The sequence below is a fragment of the Azohydromonas sp. genome, from assembly GCF_035325925.1.
Lineage (GTDB): Bacteria > Pseudomonadota > Gammaproteobacteria > Burkholderiales > Burkholderiaceae_C > Calidifontimicrobium.
Genome location: NZ_DAOKZA010000004.1, coordinates 23,566 through 41,431, shown reverse-complemented (window position 1 = coordinate 41,431; position 17,866 = coordinate 23,566). Strand labels below are relative to the sequence as shown.

Here is a 17,866-nt window from a genome sequence, read left to right as displayed (position 1 = left end):
GGCGGCTGGCACACTGCCCGCATGCACCTGGCCCTGCTGCTGCCCGACTTCGCACTCATCGCCGCCGGGTACCTGATCTGCCAGCACACCGCGCTGAACCGGCCGGTGTGGGAGGCCGCCGAGCGGCTCGTGTACTACCTGCTGTTCCCGGTGCTGCTGTTCGGCGTGATCGTGCGCAACCCGCTGCAGCCCACCGCGATGGTCTCGCTCAGCGCCAGCGGCCTCGCGGTGGTCGGCACCGGCGTCGTGCTCGCGTACGCGCTGCGCGCGGTGCCCGGCGTCGACGCGCGCGCGCACGCGTCGGGCGCGCAGACGGCGTTTCGCTTCAACTCCTACGTCGGGCTGGCGCTGGCCGAGCGGCTGGGCGGCGCGCCGGCGGTGGCGGCGATCGCGCTGCTGGTGTCGGTGTGCGTGCCGCTGTGCAACGTCGCCGCCGTGTGGCCGCTGGCACGCCACGGCGGGCACGGCTACCTGCGCGAACTGGCGCGCAACCCGCTGATCCTGGCCACCCTCGCCGGGCTGGCGGGCAACCTGCTCGGGCTGAGGCTGCCCGAGGTGCTGGGCACGACGCTGCACCGCATCGGTGCGGCCGCGCTGCCGCTCGGGCTGATGGCGGTGGGCGCCGGGCTGCGGCTGGGCGCGCTGCGCGACGCGCCGCGGCTGGCCGCCGCGCTGCTGGGCATCCGCCACCTGGTGCTGCCGGCACTGGCGCTGGTCATCGTGACGCTGGTCGACCTGCCGCCGGTGCAGCAGCTCGCGGTGGTCGCGTTCGCCGCGCTGCCCACCGCGTCGAGTGCCTACGTGCTCGCCGCGCGGCTGGGCGGGCACGCCAGCTACGTCGCCGGCCTGGTCAGCGTGTCGACGCTGCTGGGCATGGTCAGCATCCCGCTGGCGCTCACCGCGCTGCACTGGCTGGGCTGAGCGCGGCGCCGGCCTGCGCCAGCGCCCAGTCCACATGCTCGCGCACCAGCGGCGTCGCGGCGTCGCGCCGCGCGCGCAGCGCCTGCACGATGTCGCGGCGCGCATCGGCGCCGGGCGCGGCGCGCAGCGCGTTGCCCAGCGCCACCGCGAGGTTGCGCTGCCAGCGCTCGAAACCGATGCGGCGGATCGCGCTGCCTTCGGTGCGCCGCAGGAAGGTCGCCTCGTTCCAGGCCCACAGCGCAAGCAGCGTCGGCGCCGCGAAGTCGTCGCGCACGTCGAAGTCGGCGAGCGCGCTGCGCCGCGCGTACTTGTTCCACGGGCAGACGAGCTGGCAGTCGTCGCAGCCGTAGATGCGGTTGCCCATCGGCGCACGCAGCGCGACGTCGATCGGCCCGGCGTGCTCGATCGTCAGGTAGCTGATGCAGCGCCTCGCGTCGAGCCGGTACGGCGCGACGATGGCCTGCGTCGGGCACACGTCGATGCAGGCGCTGCACGCGCCGCAGTGCGCCGGCACCGGCGGCGTGGGCGGCAGCGCGAGGTCGACGAAGACCTCGCTGAGGAAGAACGTCGAGCCGGCGTCGCGCGACAGCGCCAGCGTGTGCTTGCCGCGCCAGCCCAGCCCCGATCGCGACGCCAGCTCCACCTCGAGCACCGGCGCCGAGTCGGTGAACACGCGGTGGCCGAACGGGCCGACGGCCTGCTCGATGCGCTCGGCCAGCCGCTGCAGCCGCGTGCGCAACACCTTGTGATAGTCGCGACCGCGTGCGTACAGCGACACCGTGGCCTCGGTCGGCTGCGCCAGGCGCCGCTGCTCGCGCTCGCGCCAGTCGTCGCCGGCGTCGCGCGGCAGGTAGTCGACGCGCGCGGTGATCACCGACACCGTGCCGGGCACCAGCTCGGCCGGCCGCGCGCGCTTCAGCCCGTGGCGCGCCATGTAGTCCATGCCGCCGTGGAAACCCGCGTCGAGCCAGGCCCGCAGCCCCGGCTCGGCCTGCGCGAGATCGATGCCGGCGATGCCGATCTGGGACAATCCCAGCTCACGCGCCCAGCCCTGCAGCTGCCCGACCAGCGCAGGTGCGTCGACGACGAGATGACCCTGCCCCATCGGACGATTCTAGAAACCCACGTCCTCGACTGGCCCGACGAAACCGCGTGCGCGGCCAGCGCGGCCGCGCTGGCCGCCGCCCCGGCGCTGCGCGACGCCTTCATCGAGCTGCGCGGCGACCTCGGCGCCGGCAAGACCACTTTCGTGCGCCACCTGCTGCGCGCGCTCGGCGTCGGCGGTCGCATCAAGAGCCCGACCTACGCGCTGGTCGAACCGTACGAGATCGACGGCGGCGCGGTGTGGCACTGCGACTTCTACCGCTTCGACGACCCGCGCGAGTGGGACGACGCGGGTCTGCGCGACCTGTTCGCCGCGCCGGGGCTCAAGCTCGTCGAGTGGCCGGAGCGTGCCGCCGCGCTGCTGCCGGCGTGCGACCTGTGCGTGGAACTCGCGGTCGTCGACGGCGGTCGACGCCGGGTGACGTTGCAGGTCCACACCGAACGCGGCCGCGCCCTGCTCGCCGCGATGACCCGATGACCGAGGCGTCGCCGGCGCGCCGGCGCGCGCTCGGCGGCCTCGGCGCGCTGGCGCTGGCCTTCGGCGTGGTCGGCGCGGCGCACGCGCGCGGCATCGTCGCGGTGCGCGTGTGGCCGGCCGACGAGTACACGCGCATCACGATCGAGTCCGACGCGGCGCTGCGCGCCAGCGCGCAGCAGCTCGGCGGACCCGATCGACTGGTCATCGACATCGACGACGTCGAACTCGACGACGCGCTGCGCGAACTGGTGGGCAAGGTGCGACCCGACGACCCGTTCATCGCCGCGGTGCGCGTCGGCCAGTACCAGCCGCGTGTCGTGCGCTTGGTGGTCGACCTGAAGCAGCCGGTGCAGCCGCAGCAGTTCGCGCTCGAGCCGGTCGCCGCGTACCGTCACCGCCTGGTGTTCGACCTGCACCCCACCGTCGAGCCCGACCCGCTGCTCGCGCTGATCCGCGACAAGGAGCGCGCCGAGCAGCAGGCGCAGCGTGCGGTGCGCGACGCGCTGGGCGAGTTCATTGGCAGCCTCGACCGCGCGCCGGCACCGGCATCGTCGGCGCCGGTGCAGACGCCCGCGCCGCGCGCGCCGTCGCCGACGCTGCAGAAGAAGATCGACCGGCTGATCGTCGTGGCGATCGACCCCGGCCACGGCGGCGAGGACCCCGGCGCGATCGGCCCCACCGGGCTGCGCGAGAAGGACGTCGTGCTCGCCGTCGCACGGGCGCTGCGCGATCGGCTGAACCGCGAGCCGGGCATGCGCGCGATGCTCACTCGCGACGCCGACTACTTCGTGCCGCTGCACGAGCGCGTGCGCAAGGCGCGCCGCGTGCAGGCCGACCTGTTCGTGTCGATCCACGCCGACGCGTTCATGCGCCGCGAGGCGCGCGGCGCCAGCGTCTACGCGCTGAGCACGAACGGCGCAAGCAGCGCCGCGGCGCGCTGGATGGCGCAGCGCGAGAACGCGTCGGACCTGGTCGGCGGCATCAACGTGCGCGCCGCCGACGCGCACGTGATGCGCGCGTTGCTCGACATGAGCACCACGGCGCAGATCAAGGACAGCCTGAAGGTCGGACGCGAGGTGCTGGGCCAGATGCGCCACGTCGGCCACCTGCACAAGCGCGAGGTCGAGCAGGCCGGCTTCGCGGTGCTCAAGGCGCCCGACATCCCGAGCATCCTCGTCGAGACGGCGTTCATCTCGAACCCCGACGAGGAGCGCAAGCTGCGCGACGCGCGTTACCAGCGCCGGCTGGTCGACGCGCTGGCGGCAGGCATCGGGCGCTACTTCGCGAAGAACCCGCCGCTGGCGCGCAGCCGCACGCTGTGACCCGCACCCCTCTGGCGGTGCGGCCGCAGGCGCTGCCTACAATGCCGCCGTCGATGAACGCCGTCCTGCCCCCGCGCCGCCCGATCCGGGAGCTGAACGACGAGCTGATCAGCCAGATCGCCGCCGGCGAGGTGGTCGAGCGGCCGGCGTCGGTGGTGCGCGAACTGGTCGACAACGCGCTCGACGCGGGTGCACGCGCGGTGACCGTGCGCCTGGCCGCCGGCGGCGTGCGCGCGATCGTCGTCGAGGACGACGGCGGCGGCATCGCCGCCGACGAGCTCCCGCTGGCGGTCAAGCGCCACGCCACCAGCAAGGTCGCCGACCTCGACGAACTCGAGCGGGTGTCGACGATGGGCTTTCGCGGCGAGGCGCTGGCGGCGATCGCGTCGATCGCCGAGCTGCAGATCACCAGCCGCGAGCCGGGCGCCGCACACGCACAGCGCATCGACGCGCGCAGCGGCGAACTGCAGCCCGCGGCACGCGCGCCGGGCACCACGGTCGAGGTGCGCGAGCTGTTCTTCGCCACGCCGGCACGGCGCAAGTTCCTGAAGACCGACGCCACCGAGCTGGCGCACGCGGTCGACGCGGTGCGCCGCCACGCGCTGGCGCGCCCCGACGTGTCGTTCGCGGTGTGGCACGAGGGCCGGCTGGTCGCGCAGTGGCGCGCCGCGGCGCCGGCGCAGCGGCTGGCCGACGTGCTCGGCACCGAGTTCGTCACTGCCAGCCGCGAACTGCAGCGCGACGCCGGGCCGCTGCAGCTGCGCGGGCGCCTGGGCCTGCCCGAGGCGGCGCGCAGCCGCGCCGACCACCAGTACCTGTTCGTCAACGGCCGTTACGTGCGCGACCGGCTGGTCGCGCACGCGCTGCGCGCCGCCTACGACGATCAGCTGCACGGCAGCCGCCAGCCGGCGTACGTGCTGTTCATCTCACTCGCGCCCGAGCTGGTCGACGTCAACGTGCACCCGACGAAGATCGAGGTGCGCTTCCGCGACGCACGCGCGGTGCACGAGACGGTGCGCCGCGCCGCCGAGGACGCGCTCGCGCCGTCGCGTGCGGCCCTGCTGCCGGCGACCGCACCCGCGCCGGCCGCTGCGGCCGCACAGGCGCCGACGGCGGCGTCGCCACCGACCTGGCAGAGCGCGCTGGCGCTCGATCACGCTGCCGCCTGGGTGGCGCGCGAGCCGTCGCCGCGCGGCTGGCCCCCGGCCGCCGACGCAACCGCACGTGCGGGCGGCGGCGCGCCGGGCGCGGGCTGGGCCGCGTGGCAGGCGCTGCGCGGCGCGCCGCCCCGCCACAACGCCGCCGCCGGCGCGCCGACCGCGGCGACCCCGCCCCACGACACCGCGGCGGCCGGCGACTGGCCGCTCGGGCGCGCCGTCGCGCAGCTCGGCGGCGTGTACGTGCTGGCCGAGAACACGCAGGGGCTGGTCATCGTCGACATGCACGCGGCGCACGAGCGCATCGTCTACGAACGGCTGAAGGCCGCCGCGGCGGCCGGCGCCGACGGCGAGGCGCTGCCGGCGCAGCCGCTGCTGATCCCGGTGAGCTTGGCCGCCACCGCGGCCGAGATCGCCACCGCCGAGGCCGAACACGACACGCTGCGTTCGCTGGGCCTGGACGTCGGCACGCTGTCGGCGACCACGCTGGTGGTGCGCAGCCGCCCGGCGGCGCTGCCCGACGCCGACCCGGCGGAACTGGCGCGCTCGGTGCTCGCCGAACTCGCCCAGGTCGGCGCCAGCCGCGTCGTGCAGCGCGCCCGCGACGACCTGCTCGCGACGATGGCCTGCCACGGTGCGGTGCGCGCGAACCGCCGCCTGACCCTCGACGAGATGAACGCGCTGCTGCGTGCGATGGAGGCCACCGAGCGCGCCGACCAGTGCAACCACGGACGGCCCACCTGGCGCCAGCTGACGATGAAGGACCTCGATGCGCTGTTCCTGCGCGGGCGTTGAGCGCCGCACCGCAACGGCGTGGATCGTGCTGGCGGCGTGGTGGCTCGCCGCGGCGCTGGCCGCGGCCGCGGCGCGCGCCGACCCGCTGCCGCGCGCGGTGCTGTGGTCGGTCGACGCCGAGCACGTCGCCGTCGCCGGCGACAGCCTGACGCGCGTCGCCGCCCGCCACGGCGTCGGCGTGGCGCTGCTCGCGCGCGACAACGCGCTGTCGCCGCAGGCGCGTCTGCGCCCGGGGCAGGCGCTGCGCGTGCGCAGCCACCACTTGCTGCCGCAGCCGCTGGCCGACGGCGTCGGCGACGACGGCATCGTCATCAACGCCGCGCAGCGCATGCTGTGGCTGCGCCGCGGCGGCGAGCTGGTCGCCGCATACCCGGTGACCGTCGGCCGCCCCGACTGGGCCACGCCGCGCGGCGCGTTCCGCGTGGTCAGCCGCGAGAAGGACAAGACCTGGATCGTGCCGCCGTCGATCCAGCAGGAGATGCGCGAGCAGGGCAAGCCGGTGCTCACGCGGGTGCCACCGGGCCCCGACAACCCGCTGGGCGGGTGGTGGATCGGCACCAGCCTGCCGGGCATCGGGATCCACGGCACCAACGCGCCCGGCAGCATCTACGGGTTCCGCTCGCACGGCTGCGTGCGCATGCACAGCGACGACGCGGCGGCGCTGTTCGGGCGCGTCGCGGTCGGCGACACCGGGCGCATCGCCTACGAGCCGGTGATACTGGTGCAGACCGACGACGGCGCGATCTGGTTCGAGGCCAACCCCGACCCGTACCGTGCCGGCACGACCACGCTGCGCACGCTGCGCGAGCGCGCCGAGCGCGCCGGCGTGGCCGCACGCGTCGACTGGCCGCTCGTCGAGGCGCAATGGCGCCAGCGCGACGGCCAAGCCCGACCGGTGCACCTGCCGTGGCCGGCTGGCGGACAATCGGCCGGATCGTGACCGCCGCCCCCGCGAAGGACTCCGACGCATGACCTCGACTCCGCTGTCGCGCCGCACGCTGCTGTCGCGCGCCGCCGTCCTGGCCGCTGGCCGGCCGGCCGCCGCCGGCGCACTGGTGGCTGCACCGCTGGCCGCGCGCGCATCGCCGCTGTCGTTCGCCGACGGCGAGCGCCTCGCGCTGCACAACCTGCACACCGGCGAGCAGGTCGACGTGGTGCTGCACGACCGCGGGCGGCGGCTGGCCGACGCGAAGGCCGAGATCGACCGCCTGCTGCGCGACCACCGCAGCGGCGACGTGCACCCGATCGACGACGGCGTGCTCGACCAGTTGCTCGCGCTGCGCGCGCGGCTGGGCCTGGCGCGGCCGTTCCACGTGATCTCCGGCTACCGCTCGCCGGCCACCAATGCGCGGCTGGCCGCCGCCAGCGGCGGCGTCGCGCGCACCAGCCTGCACATGCAGGGCCGCGCGATCGACATCCGCGTGCCGGGGCTCGATCTGCGCGTGCTGCACCGCGCCGCGCTCGAACTGGGTGCCGGCGGCGTGGGTTACTACGCGAAGTCGGACTTCGTGCACGTCGACACCGGTCGCGTGCGCCGCTGGGGCGGCTGAGGCGGGAGCGGCCGCGATGCGACTGCGCGCCTTCGCCGCGAACCGCGCCGGCCGGCGCGCGGCGCTCGCCGTGCTGCTCGGCGCGTCGCTGCTGGCCGGCTGCGCGACGCTCGACGAGAAACAGCGCGAGTGGGTGTTCCAGCCGAGCAAGGCCACCTGGTGGGGCGGCGCCGCCGCGGCCGACGGCATGGGCGACGTGTGGATCGAGTTCGACTCGCGCGAGGCCGACGCGCGCATCCGGCTGCACGGGCTGTGGCTGCCGCGCGCCGACCCCGACGCGCCGGTGCTGCTGTACCTGCACGGCGCACGCTGGGACGTGCGCAGCAGCGCGATGCGCATGCGCCGCATGCACGAGCTGGGCTTCTCGGTGCTCGGCATCGACTACCGCGGCTTCGGGCGCAGCACCGACATGCTGCCGTCGGAGGCGATGGCCTACGAGGACGCGCAGGCCGCCTGGCGCTGGCTCGCCGAGCGGCACCCGCACGCGCCGCGCTACGTGTTCGGCCACTCGCTGGGCGGCGCGATCGCGGTGCACCTGGCCAGCGAGGTCGACGACGCCACCGGGCTGATCGTCGAAGGCAGCTTCACGTCGATCCGCGACGTGGTCGGCACCTTCAAGTGGGGCTGGCTGCCGGTGGGGCCGCTGATCACGCAGCGCTTCGAGGCGGTCCAGCGCATGCGCCGCCTGCGCGTGCCGGTGCTCGTCGTGCACGGCAGCGACGACCGGCTGATCCGACCCGAGCTGGGCCGCGCGCTGTACGAGTCGGCGCCGGCGCCCAAGCGCTGGGTGCTGGTCGAAGGCGGCTCGCACCACAACACCAACGCGGTCGGCCAGCCGCTGTACCGCGAGGCGGTGGCCGAGCTGTTCGGCATCGCGGCGCGCGCGCCCTGACGTCGCGCCGCCTCGGCGGCGCGCATGCTCCAGTCGCCGCCCGCGCCGCGCGCGACCCCTGCCCGAAGGACACCCCGTGAGCGAACGGCCGAAGCTGAAACTCAAACCCGGCGGCGCCGCGCGCGACCCGCGACGCAAGCCGGTGCGCGCCGCCACGGCGCCGCACCGCGCGGCACCGCCCGAGCCTGCGCGCCACGGCGACGAGCGTGCCCCGAGGCGCCCACCCCGGCCGGCCACGACGCGGCGCGACGATCGCCCCCGGGACGCACGGTCGGGCGGCACCGATGACCGCGGCGCTGGACGCCCCGGCGAGCGCCGCTCGAGCGGCGACCGCGCGCCCGACCGTCGCCGCGAGCCGCGCCGTGACGAGCCGCCGCACCGCGGCGCAGGTTCGGACGACCGGCGGCCGCGCGCGCAGCCGGGGCCGCGTCGCGATGACGTCGGCGCACCACGCGGTCGACCGTCCGGGCCGGTCGACCGGGCGGACGACCGCCGGTCACCTCGCGGCGGCGGGCGCGCCGCAGCGCCGGACCGCGCCCCCGTGCGCGACCGGCGCGAGCCGCTGGCGCGCGACGAAGGCCGGCCGGCGCCGCGCCGCGACGCGCCGCCGAAACCGGCCGCGCGGACCGGACCGCGCCCCCCCGCAGCGCCGGCGCGCGAGCCCCGCGGCGCGCGAACGCCGCGCGAGGCGGCGACCGACGCGCGCACCGCACCGTCGCGCGGTCCTGCCGCGCCGCGCGCCGAGGCGCCGCCCACGGCGCAAGGCGTGCGGCTGTCGAAGCGGCTCACCGAGGACGGCATCGCGTCGCGGCGCGAGGCCGACGAGTGGATCGAGGCCGGCTGGGTTCGCGTCGACGGCCGCATCGCGCGCCTCGGCCAGCGCGTGACGCCCGGCCAGCGCATCGACGTCGACCCGGCGGCGCGTCGCGCGCAGGCGCGCCGCGTGACGATCCTGCTGCACAAGCCGCTGGGCTACGTCAGCGGCCAGGCCGAGGGCGGCCACGAGCCGGCGTCGGTGCTGGTGCGCCCCGAGAACCACTGGGCCGACGACCCGACGCGCATCGCGTTCCAGGACGCCCACCTGCGCGGGCTGGCGCCGGCCGGCCGGCTCGACATCGACTCGACCGGGCTGCTGGTGCTGACGCAGGACGGCCGCGTGGCCAAGGCGCTGATCGGCGACGACTCGTCCGTCGAGAAGGAGTACCTGGTGCGTGTCGAGCCGCTGCCGGGCGGCGCGGTGGCGCCCGGCGCGCTCGATCAGCTGCGCCACGGGCTCGAGCTCGACGGGCGCGCGCTGAAGCCGGCGCAGGTCAGCTGGGCCCACGAGGACCGCCTGCGCATCGTGCTGCGCGAGGGGCGCAAGCGGCAGATCCGCCGCATGTGCGAGCTCGTCGGGCTGAAGGTCGTCGCGCTCAAGCGCATCCGCATCGGCCGCGTCGCGCTCGGCGCGCTGCCGCCGGGGCAGTGGCGCTACCTCGGCGACTTCGAGCGGTTCTGACGACGTCGCTGGCTGCTCCGCGGGGTGCAAGCGCCGCGCGGCAGGGACGCGCCCGCCTTCAGCGGCCGGTGCCCCCTCGAGGGGGACGCGCCGAAGGCGCTTCGAGGGTGCTCACGACAGCCTCGCCGCGGCGCCGTCGATCGCCGCCTTCAGTTCGGCGTAGCTCGTCGTCACCGGGAACTGCGGGAACTGCGCGACGACGTTGGCCGGTGGGTGGATCAGGAAGCCGGCGTCGGCCGCAGCGAGCATCGCGGTGTCGTTGTACGAGTCGCCGGCGGCGATGACGCGGAAGTTCAGCTCCTGCAGCGCCTGCACCGCGTGCCGCTTCTGGTCGCTCTGGCGCAGCCTGTAGTCGGCGACGAAGCCGTCGGCGTCGATCACCAGCCGGTGGCAGAACAGCGTCGGGCGGCCGAGCTGGCGCATCAGCGGGTCGGCGAACTCGTAGAAGGTGTCCGACAGGATGATCACCTGGTAGCGCGCGCGCAGGTCGTCGAGGAAGTCCTTCGCGCCGTCGAGCGGCGCCAGGTCGCCGATGACCGCCTGGATGTCGGCGAGCTTCAGCCCGTGGCGGCGCAGCAGGTCGAGCCGCCAGCGCATCAGCTTGTCGTAGTCGGGCTCGTCGCGCGTGGTGCGCGAGAACTCGGCGATGCCGGTGCGCTGGGAGAAGGCGATCCAGATCTCGGGGATCAGCACGCCCTCGAGATCGAGGCAGACGACTTGCATGGGGTGAAGGCCGCAGGCGCGCGCTGCGCGCCGAGAGGTGACTAGGTGGGCGACGACGGCGAAGCGCGCGATGGTAGCGCAGCACCGCGCGCTGCCGTCAGCGCCCGCCGAGCACCTGCGGGTTGACCGGCGTCGGCGGCACGCCGCCGGTCAGCGCGGCGATCAGGTTGTCGGCGGCGAGGTCGGCCATCGCGCGCCGCGTGGCCACCGTCGCGCTGGCGATGTGCGGCGTGAGCACGACGTTGGGCACCTCGAGCAGGCCGGGGTGCACCTTCGGCTCGCCCTCGAAGACGTCGAGCGCCGCGGCGGCGATGCGCTGCTCGCGCAGCGCCTGCGCCAGCGCGGCGTCGTCGACGATGCCGCCGCGCGCGACGTTGGTCAGCGTCGCGGTCGGCTTCATCAGCGCGATCTCTCGCGCGCCGACGGCGTGGTGCGCTGCCGGCGAGTAAGGCAGCACCAGCACGACGTGGTCGGCCTCGCGGAACAGCGTGTCCTTGTCGACCCAGCGTGCGCCCAGCGGCTGCTCGACGGCGGGGTCGAGCCGGCTGCGGTTGTGGTAGATCACCCGCATGCCGAAGCCCAGCGCCCCGCGCCGCGCGATGCCCTGGCCGATGCGCCCCATGCCGAGGATGCCCAGCGTCGCGCCGTGCACGTCGCTGCCGGTGAACATGTCGTAGCGCCACTTGGTCCAGCGCCCGGCGCGCAGGTAGTGCTCGCCCTCGGCCATGCGCCGCGCCGCGGCCATCATCAGCGCGAAGCCGAAATCGGCGGTGGTCTCGGTGAGCACGTCGGGCGTGTTGGTCACCAGCACGCCGCGCTCGGTGCAGGCGTCGACGTCGATGTTGTTGTAGCCCACGGCCATGTTGCACACGGCGCGCAGCTGCGGGTTCGCGTCGAGCAGCGCGGCGTCGACGCGCTCGCTGCCGGTGACGTAGGCACCGGCCTTGCCGCGCAGCCGCTGGCTCAGCTCGCCGGGGCTCCAGATCACGTCGTCGGGGTTGTCGTCGACCTCGAAGTGCGTGCGCAGCCGCGCGAGGACCTCGGGGAACACGGCGCGGGCCACCAGCACGGCGGGTCGGGTCATGGTCGTCGTCTCCTTGGGTGGGTGGGTCGGCGTCGGACTCACTCGACGAATCGCGCGAACGCGTCGACGCCCTCGCGCTCGGACACCAGCCGGTTGATCGGCGCGTCGGGGTCGGCCCAGCCGAGCGACATGCCGCACACCACCATCTGCTCGGGCGGCAGCGCCAGGTGCTGCTCGATGATGCGGTGGAAGCGCGAGAAGGCCTGCTGCGGGCAGGTGTCCAGGCCGCGCGCGCGCGCCGCCACCATGACGCTCTGCAGGAAGGTGCCGTAGTCGAGCCAGCTGCCCTGCGCGAGGCGGCGGTCGATCGTGAAGATCAGCCCGACCGGCGCGTCGAAGAAGCGGTAGTTGCGCCCATGCTGCTCGTGCATGCGCGCCTTGTCGCCCTTGACGATGCCGACCAGCGCGTACATGTCCCAGCCGAGCTTGCGCCGGCGCTTGAGGTACGGCGGGAACCACTCGGCGGGGTAGTACGGGTAGTCCTCGGCGTGCTGCGACGCCTGCGCCGGGTCGTCGAACGCGGCGAGGATCTTGTGCGTGAGCGCCGCGCGCGCCTCGCCGAGCAGCACGTGCACGCGCCAGGGCTGCGTGTTGGTGCCCGACGGCGCGCGCGACGCGACGCGCAGGATGTCCTCGATCGTCGCGCGCGGCACCGGCGTGGGCAGGAACGCGCGCACCGAGCGGCGCGAGGTGATCGCCGCGTCGACGGCGGCGACGGTCTCGGGGGTGATCTCGGGCATCGGCTCGGGCGGGGTCAGACGCGATCGTGCAGCGCACGCAGTGCGGCGTGCAGCGCGTCGGGCAGCGCGGCCACCGGGCGGCGGCTCTCGCGGTCGACGTAGACGTGCACGAAGTGGCCTGCCGCGGCGCCGAGCGGCTCGTCGGCGGCGAACAGCCCGACCTCGTAGCGCACGCTGCTGCGCCCGACCTGCGCGACGCGCAGTCCGGCGTCGACGTCGCCGGGGAAAGCCAGCGGCGCGAAGTAGTTGCAGTACGTCTCGACGACCAGGCCGATCACGGCGCCGGCGTGGATGTCGAGGGCGCCGGCGTCGATCAGGTGTGCGTTGACCGCGGTGTCGAAGAAGCTGTAGTAGACGACGTTGTTGACGTGGCCGTACAGGTCGTTGTCCATCCAGCGCGTCGTGATGCGGCGAAACACCGGGTAGTCGGCGCGGGACGGCGGCCGGGCGCGGGTCGTGCTCATCGCGGACATTCTTCCATCGTTCGGGAACCTCAGCGGGTCAGGCCGCGTGCCACGCGCACCAGCTGTCGAACGCCAGCTGCTGCGTGCGCAGCTGCAGCGCGACGGTCTGGCCGATGTCGTGGCCGTAGCCGCCGGCCATCGTCAGCGCCAGCGGGATGCGGCGCGCGCGGCAGGCGTCGAACACGCGCCGGTCGCGTTCGGCCAGCCCAGCGGCGCTGAGCTTGAGCCGGCCCAGCCGGTCGCCCTCGTGCGGGTCGGCGCCGGCCAAGTAAAACACCAGCCCCGGCGGCTCGTCGCGGTGCTGCGCCCACAGCGCGGCCAGCGCGTCGTCGAGCGCGGCCAGGTACGGCGCGTCGGTGCAGCCGTCGGGCAGCGCGACGTCGAGGTCGCCGGCCACCTTGCGCGCCGGGAAGTTGTTCGCGCCGTGCAGCGACAGCGTGAACACCGTCGGGTCGTCGCGAAAGATCGCCGCGGTGCCGTCGCCCTGGTGCACGTCGAGGTCGATCACCGCCACGCGCAGCAGCCGCCGGTGGCGGCGGTGCCACTCGGCCTGCATCAGCCGCGCGGCGACCGCGACGTCGTTGAACACGCAGTAGCCCGAGCCCTTGTCCGCGCTCGCATGGTGCGTGCCGCCGGCCAGGTTGCTCGCCACCCCCTCGGTGAGCGCGGCACGCGCCGCGGCGATCGTCGCGCCGACCGAGCGGCGCGCGCGCTCGGCCATCGCCGCCGACCACGGAAAACCGATCTCGCGTTGCTGCGCCGTGCTGAGCAAGCCCTCGGCGACCTGGGCGATGTAGGTCGGCGTGTGCGCCAGCGCCAGTTCGCCGTCGCTGGCCGCAGGCGCCGGCTGCAGCCGGATGCCCGGGGCCTCGGCGAGCAGGCGGTCGCGCAGCAGGCGGTACTTGGGCATCGGGAAGCGGTGGCCGGCCGGCAGCGGCAGCACGAACTGGTCGCTGTAGAAGGCCTGCATCGCGGCGCATTGTCGACGCGCCGCCGGCGCCGTCGCCGCTGGAGGTGGCACTCTAGAATGCTGCGGCGCAACAAATAGGGCTTGCAAGCACCGCCACAGACCCTATACTTCAATCCATGCTGCAGTGCAGCAAACCCTGCCCCACTGACCCCCCACCGGAGATCACGCCATGATGACCCCTGAGCAAGTGCTGGCCGCCCACAAGGCCAACGTCGAGACCCTGTTCGGCCTGACCAACAAGGCGTTCGAAGGCGTCGAGAAGCTCGTCGAGCTGAACCTGCAGGTCGCCAAGGCCACGCTGGCCGAGAGCGCCGACACGACCCGCGCCGCGCTGTCGGTGAAGGACGCGCAGGAACTGCTGGCCCTGCAGGCCGGCCTGCTGCAGCCCGCCGCCGAGAAGGCCGCCGCCTACAGCCGCCACCTGTACGACATCGCCGCCGCGACCAACGCCGAGGTGACCAAGGTCGCCGAGGAGCAGGTGGCCGACACGCAGCGCAAGTTCATGACGCTGGTCGACACGATGGTCAAGAACGCGCCGGCCGGCAGCGAGAACGCCGTCGCGCTGGTCAAGTCGGCCGTCGCCGCCGCGAACAACGCCTACGAGAGCGTGCACAAGGCCGCCAAGCAGGCCGCCGAGGTGGCCGAAGCCAACTTCCAGGCCGTGACCAGCACCGCCGTCAAGGCCACGCAGACGGCGACCAAGACCGGCAAGCGCGCCGCCTGAGCGGCTCGCGCCGACGCCGCGGCGGGCATTGCCGCGGCGTCGCACAGGTTGTCTCCTCGGTACCTGTCGAAACCTCGTTGAAGGTACCTTCGGCCCGGCGGCTTCGCCGGGCCTTTTTGTTTGCTGCCGGCGCCGCTTCAGCGGTCGCGAAAGCTCGGCGCGCGCTTGGCGAGGAACGCAGCGACCCCCTCGCGGTAGTCGTGCGCGTGGCCGAGTTCGCGCTGCAGGTCGGCCTCGAGCCGCAGCGCGTCGGCATAGCTCATCGCCGCCGAGGTGTCGATCGCGCGCCGGGTGTCGGCGAGCGCCTTCGTCGGCATCGCCGCGAGCCTGTGCGCCAGCGCCTTCACCGTGTCGGCGAACGCGGCGTCGTCGACGCACTGCCAGATCAGCCCCATCGCCTGCGCCTGTTCGGCGCCGAGCTTGTCGCCGGTCATCGCCAGCCCGAGCGCGCGCGCGCGCCCGACCAGGTTCGGCAGCAGCCAGGTACCGCCGCAGTCGGGGATCAGGCCGATCTTCGAGAACGCCTGGATGAAGCTCGCCGACCGCGCGGCGACGACGAGGTCGCAGCCGAGCGCGAAGTTCGCCCCGGCGCCGGCGGCCACGCCGTTGACCGCGGCGACCACCGGCACCGGCATCGAACGGATGCGCAGCGCCAGCGGCCGGTACAGCCGCTCGATGACGTCGCCGACGTCGACCTCGCCGCTGCTCATGCCGGCGTCGTTGAGGTCCTGGCCGGCGCAGAAACCGCGGCCGGCGCCGGTGACGACGACGCAGCGCACACCCGCGTCGTCGGCCGCCGCGTCGAGCGCGGCGCGCAGTTCGGCGTGCATCGCGGTGGTGAAGCTGTTCAACGCCTGCGGGCGGTTCAGCGTCAGCGTGCGCACCGCGCCGTCGTCGGCGATCAGCACCAGTTGTCCGCTCATGGTCGGGTCTCCTCGTCGGTCGCCCGCGATCGTACCCGCCGCGCGCGCCCGCGTGGCGGCCCCGTCGCCGGCGACTGCGCCATCGCGCCACGCTCGGCGTCGGCCAGCAGCCGCGCGAGCCGGTCCTTCAGCTTCTCGGTGCTCAGCTGCTCGCGCAGGCGCTCGACCATCAGCGGCAGCGCGAACGGGCTGGGCGCCGCGAGCTCGACGAGGTCGATCGGTGCCGCGGCCATCGTGTCGAGCACGGCGCACAGCCGGGTCAGCTCGAGCTCCTGCGCCAGCACCTCGCCGTCGGCCTGCGTCAGCAGCAGGTTGCCGGCGTCGTACTTGCGGAACACCTCGTAGAACAGGCTCGACGAGGCCTGCAGCTGGCGCAGGCTCTTCGGCGCGCCGGGGTACCCGCCGAACACCAGCCCGGCCACGCGCGCGATCTCGCGGAAGCGCCGCTGCGCGAGCGCACCGCTGCCCAGGCTCGCGAGCACGTCGGCCGCCAGCCGCGTCGTCGCGAACAGGCTCCCGTCGTGCAGCGCCGCGAGGTCCAGCGGCCGCGCGGCGAGGATCTCGAGCCCGTAGTCGTTGACCGACAGCGAGCAGGTGTTCGGCACGGTGCGCGCCAGCCGCCACGCCAGCAGCTGCGCGAGCCCGATGTGCACGTGGCGCCCGCCGAACGGGTAGAGGAACAGGTGCTCGCCCTCGCGCGCGCGGTAGCGCTCGACCAGCAGCCGGCCGGCGCGCGGCAGTCGCGAGCGCTGCTGCTGCGTCGCGAGCATCGGCGTCGCAGCGACGATCTCGGGCTCGGCGCACGCGGTGGCGTCGCCGCAGGCGAAGCCCTCGATCAACGCCTGCACCGCGTCGGCCATCTCGCTCGACAGCGGCATCGTGCTGCCGGCCCAGGCCGGCACGATGCCCTGCGGCCGGGTCGCCTTGCGCACGTAGGCCGTCAGCTCCTTCGCGCGCACGTACTCGAGCACGCGGCCGGCGAACACGAAGTGGTCGCCGGGCTTCAGTCGCGCGATGAAACCCTCCTCGATCGTGCCGACGTTGCCCCCCGAGGTCCACTTCACCTGCATCGCCGCGTCGCTGACGATGGTGCCGACCTGCAGCCGGTGGCGCAGCGCGATGCCGCGGTCGACGACACGGTGGACGCCGTCGGCGCCACGCTGCACGCGGTGGTACTCGGGGTAGGCGTGCAGGCTCGCTCCGCCCTGCACGACGAAGGCCAGCGCCCAGTCGAACTCGTCGCGCGTCAGCGTGCGGTACGCCGGCGCGGTGCGCACCTCGTCGAACAGCGCGTCGGCGTCGAACCCACCCCCGAGCGCGACCGTGACCAGGTGCTGCACCAGCACGTCGAGCGGCTTGTCGGGGCTGGCGCGCGACTCGACACGCCCGGCGAGCGCCGCGCGCCGCGCCGCCGCGGCTTCGACGAGTTCGAGCGTGTTCGTCGGCACCAGCGTCACGCGGCTCGCGCGCCCGGGCGCGTGGCCGCTGCGCCCGGCGCGCTGCAACAGCCGCGCGACGCCCTTGGCGCTGCCGATCTGCAGCACGCGTTCGACCGGCAGGAAGTCGACGCCGAGGTCCAGCGACGACGTCGCCACCACCGCCTTCAGCCGCCCTTCCCTGAGCCCGAGCTCGACCCACTCGCGCACCGACTTGTCCAGCGACCCGTGATGCAGCGCGACCAGACCGGCCCAGTCGGGACGGGCTTCGAGCAGCAGCTGGTACCAGATCTCGGCCTGGCTGCGCGTGTTGGTGAACACCAGCGTCGTCGACGCGCGTTCGATCTCGGCGACCACCGCCGGCCGCATCTGCGCGCCCAGGTGCCCGCCCCAGCCGAAGCGTCCGGGCTCTTGCGGCAGCAGCGTGTCGACGACCAGCGGCTTGTCGATGCGGCCCTGCACGAGCACGCCGTCGCCGCTGCCGACCAACGTGCGCATCGCGTCGGCGAGGTTGCCCAGCGTCGCGCTCAGCCCCCAGGTGACGAGCGCCGGGTTCCAGCGCCTCAGCCGCGCCAGCGCCAGCTGCACCTGCACGCCGCGCTTGCCGCCGATCAGCTCGTGCCACTCGTCGACGATCACGGTGTGCACGCCGGCGAGTCGGTCGCGCGCGTCGGCGCGCGTGAGCAGCAGGCTCAGCGACTCGGGCGTCGTCACCAGCGCGGTCGGCAGCCGGCGATCCTGGCGCGCCCGTTCGGCCGCCGGCGTGTCGCCGGTGCGCAGGCCGATGCTCCACGCCGGCGCCAGTTCGCTCGCGGGCTCGCGCAGCGCACGCACGGTGTCGGCCGCCAGCGCGCGCATCGGGGTGAGCCACAGCACGCCCAGCGGCGGCGCGGCACCGTGGCCGGACATCCCGAGCCGTTCGGCGCGCTGCAGCGCACCGAGCCAAACCGCATAGGTCTTGCCGCTGCCGGTGGTCGCGTGCAGCAGCCCGCTGCGCGCACCGGCCAGCGCACGCCAGACCTCGCGCTGGAAACCGAACGGCGACCAGCCGCGGGAAGCGAACCATCCGTCCAGCGTCATGCCCG

The 17,866-nt window shown here is 74.5% G+C and carries 17 protein-coding genes; 9 read left to right on the top strand and 8 right to left on the bottom strand.

The window, feature by feature from the left end:
* Window positions 1–21: 21 nt before the first annotated feature.
* Window positions 22–921 (top strand): AEC family transporter, encoded by a 900-nt coding sequence (locus PKC53_RS02480; RefSeq protein WP_324425951.1) that lies wholly within the window; start codon window positions 22–24, stop codon window positions 919–921.
* On the opposite strand, the gene queG is transcribed toward PKC53_RS02480, so the two are convergent.
* Window positions 896–2,026, bottom strand: coding sequence for a tRNA epoxyqueuosine(34) reductase QueG (gene queG, locus PKC53_RS02475; RefSeq protein ID WP_324425949.1), 1,131 nt, complete (start codon window positions 2,024–2,026; stop codon window positions 896–898). The two genes, PKC53_RS02480 and queG, sit on opposite strands and share 26 nt — an antisense overlap.
* Between queG and tsaE the strand changes: the two genes are divergently transcribed.
* From tsaE to PKC53_RS02440, 7 genes are all read left to right on the top strand, one after another.
* Window positions 2,012–2,503: a tRNA (adenosine(37)-N6)-threonylcarbamoyltransferase complex ATPase subunit type 1 TsaE gene (gene tsaE, locus PKC53_RS02470; RefSeq protein WP_324425947.1), complete on the top strand. Its 492-nt coding sequence runs from the start codon at window positions 2,012–2,014 to the stop codon at window positions 2,501–2,503. The two genes, queG and tsaE, sit on opposite strands and share 15 nt — an antisense overlap.
* Window positions 2,500–3,825: an N-acetylmuramoyl-L-alanine amidase gene (locus tag PKC53_RS02465; protein ID WP_324425945.1), complete on the top strand. Its 1,326-nt coding sequence runs from the start codon at window positions 2,500–2,502 to the stop codon at window positions 3,823–3,825. The genes tsaE and PKC53_RS02465 overlap by 4 nt, the downstream gene beginning before the upstream one ends.
* 53 nt (window positions 3,826–3,878) lie before the next feature.
* Window positions 3,879–5,777 (top strand): DNA mismatch repair endonuclease MutL, encoded by a 1,899-nt coding sequence (mutL, locus tag PKC53_RS02460; protein WP_324425943.1) that lies wholly within the window; start codon window positions 3,879–3,881, stop codon window positions 5,775–5,777.
* Window positions 5,752–6,717 (top strand): L,D-transpeptidase family protein, encoded by a 966-nt coding sequence (locus PKC53_RS02455; RefSeq protein ID WP_324425941.1) that lies wholly within the window; start codon window positions 5,752–5,754, stop codon window positions 6,715–6,717. The genes mutL and PKC53_RS02455 overlap by 26 nt, the downstream gene beginning before the upstream one ends.
* Before the next feature lie 28 nt (window positions 6,718–6,745).
* A complete protein-coding gene (locus tag PKC53_RS02450) occupies window positions 6,746–7,327 on the top strand; it encodes a DUF882 domain-containing protein (protein ID WP_324425939.1) in 582 nt (193 codons plus the stop codon).
* A gap of 16 nt (window positions 7,328–7,343) precedes the next feature.
* Window positions 7,344–8,219 (top strand): alpha/beta fold hydrolase, encoded by an 876-nt coding sequence (locus PKC53_RS02445; RefSeq protein ID WP_324425936.1) that lies wholly within the window; start codon window positions 7,344–7,346, stop codon window positions 8,217–8,219.
* A 766-nt stretch (window positions 8,220–8,985) separates the two neighbouring features.
* On the top strand, window positions 8,986–9,717 hold the full coding sequence (locus PKC53_RS02440) for a pseudouridine synthase (RefSeq protein WP_324425935.1): 732 nt from the start codon (window positions 8,986–8,988) through the stop codon (window positions 9,715–9,717).
* 111 nt (window positions 9,718–9,828) lie between these two features.
* Here PKC53_RS02440 and thrH read toward each other — a convergent pair whose 3' ends face one another.
* The 5 genes from thrH to PKC53_RS02415 form a co-directional block, all read right to left on the bottom strand.
* Window positions 9,829–10,440, bottom strand: coding sequence for a bifunctional phosphoserine phosphatase/homoserine phosphotransferase ThrH (gene thrH / locus PKC53_RS02435; RefSeq protein ID WP_324425933.1), 612 nt, complete (start codon window positions 10,438–10,440; stop codon window positions 9,829–9,831).
* Between the two features lie 97 nt (window positions 10,441–10,537).
* Window positions 10,538–11,524 (bottom strand): D-glycerate dehydrogenase, encoded by a 987-nt coding sequence (locus tag PKC53_RS02430; RefSeq protein WP_324425931.1) that lies wholly within the window; start codon window positions 11,522–11,524, stop codon window positions 10,538–10,540.
* A 38-nt stretch (window positions 11,525–11,562) separates the two neighbouring features.
* The gene (locus PKC53_RS02425) at window positions 11,563–12,264 is read right to left on the bottom strand and encodes a nitroreductase (protein WP_324425929.1); all 702 of its coding nucleotides are present in this window, start codon (window positions 12,262–12,264) and stop codon (window positions 11,563–11,565) included.
* A gap of 14 nt (window positions 12,265–12,278) precedes the next feature.
* Entirely contained in the window at window positions 12,279–12,737 is a 459-nt protein-coding gene (locus PKC53_RS02420) for a thioesterase family protein (protein ID WP_324425928.1), read from the bottom strand.
* A gap of 28 nt (window positions 12,738–12,765) precedes the next feature.
* Complete coding sequence (locus tag PKC53_RS02415; RefSeq protein WP_324425926.1) at window positions 12,766–13,698, bottom strand: histone deacetylase; 933 nt, start codon at window positions 13,696–13,698, stop codon at window positions 12,766–12,768.
* Between the two features lie 169 nt (window positions 13,699–13,867).
* Here PKC53_RS02415 and phaP point away from each other — a divergent pair, with 169 nt between their 5' ends.
* Complete coding sequence (phaP, locus tag PKC53_RS02410) at window positions 13,868–14,422, top strand: TIGR01841 family phasin (protein ID WP_324425924.1); 555 nt, start codon at window positions 13,868–13,870, stop codon at window positions 14,420–14,422.
* Window positions 14,423–14,559: 137 nt separating this feature from the next.
* Here phaP and paaG read toward each other — a convergent pair whose 3' ends face one another.
* Window positions 14,560–15,345, bottom strand: coding sequence for a 2-(1,2-epoxy-1,2-dihydrophenyl)acetyl-CoA isomerase PaaG (gene paaG / locus PKC53_RS02405; RefSeq protein WP_324425922.1), 786 nt, complete (start codon window positions 15,343–15,345; stop codon window positions 14,560–14,562).
* The gene (locus PKC53_RS02400; RefSeq protein WP_324425920.1) at window positions 15,342–17,861 is read right to left on the bottom strand and encodes a ligase-associated DNA damage response DEXH box helicase; all 2,520 of its coding nucleotides are present in this window, start codon (window positions 17,859–17,861) and stop codon (window positions 15,342–15,344) included. The genes paaG and PKC53_RS02400 overlap by 4 nt, the downstream gene beginning before the upstream one ends.
* Window positions 17,862–17,866: the final 5 nt, after the last annotated feature.

What these genes read in the sequence shown, in the direction of transcription:
- PKC53_RS02480 (WP_324425951.1), top strand. Translation starts at nt 22, where the DNA reads ATGCACCTGGCCCTGCTGCTGCCCGACTTCGCACTCATCGCCGCCGGG.
- tsaE (WP_324425947.1), top strand. Translation starts at nt 2,012, where the DNA reads ATGACCCTGCCCCATCGGACGATTCTAGAAACCCACGTCCTCGACTGG.
- queG (WP_324425949.1), bottom strand. Translation starts at nt 2,026, where the DNA reads ATGGGGCAGGGTCATCTCGTCGTCGACGCACCTGCGCTGGTCGGGCAG.
- PKC53_RS02465 (WP_324425945.1), top strand. Translation starts at nt 2,500, where the DNA reads ATGACCGAGGCGTCGCCGGCGCGCCGGCGCGCGCTCGGCGGCCTCGGC.
- mutL (WP_324425943.1), top strand. Translation starts at nt 3,879, where the DNA reads ATGAACGCCGTCCTGCCCCCGCGCCGCCCGATCCGGGAGCTGAACGAC.
- PKC53_RS02455 (WP_324425941.1), top strand. Translation starts at nt 5,752, where the DNA reads ATGCGCTGTTCCTGCGCGGGCGTTGAGCGCCGCACCGCAACGGCGTGG.
- PKC53_RS02450 (WP_324425939.1), top strand. Translation starts at nt 6,746, where the DNA reads ATGACCTCGACTCCGCTGTCGCGCCGCACGCTGCTGTCGCGCGCCGCC.
- PKC53_RS02445 (WP_324425936.1), top strand. Translation starts at nt 7,344, where the DNA reads ATGCGACTGCGCGCCTTCGCCGCGAACCGCGCCGGCCGGCGCGCGGCG.
- thrH (WP_324425933.1), bottom strand. Translation starts at nt 10,440, where the DNA reads ATGCAAGTCGTCTGCCTCGATCTCGAGGGCGTGCTGATCCCCGAGATC.
- PKC53_RS02430 (WP_324425931.1), bottom strand. Translation starts at nt 11,524, where the DNA reads ATGACCCGACCCGCCGTGCTGGTGGCCCGCGCCGTGTTCCCCGAGGTC.
- PKC53_RS02425 (WP_324425929.1), bottom strand. Translation starts at nt 12,264, where the DNA reads ATGCCCGAGATCACCCCCGAGACCGTCGCCGCCGTCGACGCGGCGATC.
- PKC53_RS02420 (WP_324425928.1), bottom strand. Translation starts at nt 12,737, where the DNA reads ATGTCCGCGATGAGCACGACCCGCGCCCGGCCGCCGTCCCGCGCCGAC.
- PKC53_RS02415 (WP_324425926.1), bottom strand. Translation starts at nt 13,698, where the DNA reads ATGCAGGCCTTCTACAGCGACCAGTTCGTGCTGCCGCTGCCGGCCGGC.
- phaP (WP_324425924.1), top strand. Translation starts at nt 13,868, where the DNA reads ATGATGACCCCTGAGCAAGTGCTGGCCGCCCACAAGGCCAACGTCGAG.
- paaG (WP_324425922.1), bottom strand. Translation starts at nt 15,345, where the DNA reads ATGAGCGGACAACTGGTGCTGATCGCCGACGACGGCGCGGTGCGCACG.
- PKC53_RS02400 (WP_324425920.1), bottom strand. Translation starts at nt 17,861, where the DNA reads ATGACGCTGGACGGATGGTTCGCTTCCCGCGGCTGGTCGCCGTTCGGT.